This window comes from Candidatus Methylomirabilota bacterium (assembly GCA_036005065.1).
Lineage (GTDB): Bacteria > Methylomirabilota > Methylomirabilia > Rokubacteriales > DASRDR01 > DASYQW01.
On sequence record DASYQW010000351.1, the window covers coordinates 1 to 2,742 of the forward strand.

The window sequence follows — 2,742 nt, forward strand, 5'->3', positions numbered from 1 at the left end:
TTCCTCATGGAAGAGTTCTGGGCCCTCGTCATTCTCGTGTTCGGGTTCGCGTTCGCCGTTTCCGAATCCATCGCCGTCCTCGAGCGCCGCGTCGACTACTATGCCAGCCGCCGCTGAGCGGGCCTCGAGGGCCCCCTCCGGGACCTCTCCCACCTCTCGAGCCGGATGGGTGGGCGCGGCGGCACGCAATTTCACTCAGGAATCGGCGCGCGGATGTGGAATTCTACAAGCCACCATGCGGACCGCCGCCGTTCTCCTGCTGAGCGTCGTCCCCGGAGTCCTCGCCTGGTGGTGGGGTCGCCGGCTGGCCGCCCTGGCCGACGACGCCGCCCTGCCCGAGCGGCTGGCCGCCTACCGGAGCCGGCTCGGTCGGGTCACCATCACGCTGCTCGTCCTCGCCACCGTGGTAGCGCACGAGCACGTCGTCTGGGGAGCGCCGCTGGCGCTGGCCACCGTGCTGGCCGGCGGCTTTCCGGCGCGCAAGGCGCTCCTGCGCGAAGAGTGGGGGCTCTTCGCCTATCTCTCCCACGTCGTCCGACTGGCGCTGGCCACCGCTGGCTTCTGGATGCTGCTGGCGGCGGCGCCCGCGCTCGTGCACGCGGCCGGAACATTCCGGTGGCCGGTGGTCGTCCTGCTCGCCGCCCTCCTCCTCGCGTGGAACGCGGCGTACCCGCGCGTCTTCCTGGCCCTCGTGCACGCCCGGCCGCTCGACCGTCCCGATCTCCACACATGTCTCACCGCGGTCATCGAGCGTGCCCGGACGGCCGCCCCCCGCCTCTATCGGGCCGGGACATCCGGCGGCCGCTGGGCCAACGCCTTCGCCTTCCCGACCACCGGGACGCCCTCGGTCCTGTTCACGAACACGCTGCTCGATCTCTTCGCCCCCGACGAGCTGGCCGCGGTCTTCGCGCACGAGGTGGCCCACCTCGAGCACTACGACCGGCGGCGCCTGTTCCGGTGGACCGTCGTCAACTGGGTGGCGATCGCCCTGGGCCTTCTGGTCGTCCCCCTCCTGATGGTCCGGTTCGAGGGGTGGGCCGGCGTCCTGGGCTGGACATGGGCGCTCCTCGTCGTGCTCTTCCTGGTCCTGAAGCTGGCCAGCCACAAGGCTCACGAGGCCGAGAGCGACCGGCGGGCCGTGGTCCTCTGCGGCGACCCGGAGGCCCTGGCCCGGGCCCTGGTGAAGCTGCACGTGCTGGCCAGACTCCCGCGCCGGCTGGAGATCGACCTGGAGCGGGCGGCATCCCATCCGAGCCTCGCCCACCGCATCCAGGCCATTCGCGCAGGCGTCTCGGCCCCGCCCGGACTCCCGGTCGTGCTGTCATCGTCCACCCTCGGTGCCCTCGTGATCCTCGACGCCGACCGGGTCCACCGGCTCGAGGGCGTGCCGCCGGACGCGCCGGCCGATCCCGCGACCTTGCGCGATCGGGCGGCGGTGGTGCAGTCCATCGCCTACCCGGAGCTGGTCGACCTCCGTGTCCGCGCGCCACTCGCCGGCGAGGTGTTGCTGGTGGCCACCGACCGGGCGGGGCGTTCCTGGTCCGTTCCGCTCCGGCCGGAGTCCGTCGCCGCCGCCCAGGCCGCCCTGGATGCCGTCGATGCCCGTCTGGGCCGAAGCCCCGCCGGGCTCCTCCACCATCCGGCGGTTCCGGTCATGGTGGCGAGCGCCATCGTCATCGTCTCGATCGCCTCCGGGAACCTGGGCGTCGCCGTGCCACTGGGCCTCCTCGCGCTCTTCCGGCCCGCCCCGGTGCCGCTCGCGGCCACGGGCATCACGGCCATCGCCGGGGTGCTCCTGGCGCTCCGGGATCCGATCGCGGGCGTCTTCACCCCCGCGCTCCACTCTGGCGCCCTGGCGACCCTGGCCGGCCTCGGGGGCGTAATCGTGTGGCTCGCGCTCGCGCGCCGCCGGACGGAGGGCGAGCCTCACGGCGTGGCCACCGGGCTCACGCTGGCCGTGCTGGGAATCGCGGCGATCCCGGCGTGGAGCGCCCTCCTCTGGGTCGCCATGTCGGGAGCCGGGGGACTCCGTCTTCACCAGGCGGCCCGGGCGGCGCCGAGCGCGACGGTGGCGCTCCTCGGGCTCGCCGGCGCGTTGCTCCTCGTTCCCCGCCGTCCCGCCCGCTGGGCGGCGGCGATCGCCGCCATTCTCGCGGTCGTGCCGCTCGGGCTGGGCGCCGGCTGGTTTCACGATCGGTTCGGGTACGACCCGCTGGCGACCGCCGGTCCGGCGCTCCGCTGGAGCGGGGGATCACTCCGCGTCGTGGGACAGGCGCGCGGTGTCGGCGCCACCGGACTCCGCCTCTCGCCCTCGGGCCGAGAGTATGCCGTGCGATCGCTCCCCCGACCCGAGGGACGCCGCTGGCTCGCGAGCTTCCTGATCGGTCGCTTCGACGGCGGCCACCGCGAGATCGAGGCCTACGACCTGGCGTTTCTCGGCGACGGGAAGGTCCTGGCCCTCGCGTATCCCGGCCCCGGTCCCGAGCCCGAACTCCGTGTCGCCGCGCTGGACGATCTCGCGGACTCCGGCTGGCATCGGACACTGCCCAGGTTCGCGGTCCAGGCCCTCTCGGCGGATCCGGCCACCGGGGCGTGGCGGGTCAGCGGCTGGGGCTCGCCGGACGACGCGCTCGTCGTGATATCGGGCCACGTGGGGCGCGATGCCGTCGCGACGACGGCCTGGCGCCACCCGGGCCGCAGTGAATCCAGAGGGGTCGTCGTCCCCGGGACCGGGGTGGCTCT

General features: G+C 73.8%; 1 protein-coding gene. It reads left to right on the plus strand.

Going from position 1 to position 2,742, the window contains the following annotated elements; all coding sequences use genetic code 11:
* Positions 1-235 precede the first annotated feature (235 nt).
* Positions 236-2,742, plus strand: a 2,507-nt coding sequence (locus VGW35_23800) for a M48 family metalloprotease (GenBank protein HEV8310699.1), incomplete at its 3' end; no start/stop codon positions are given.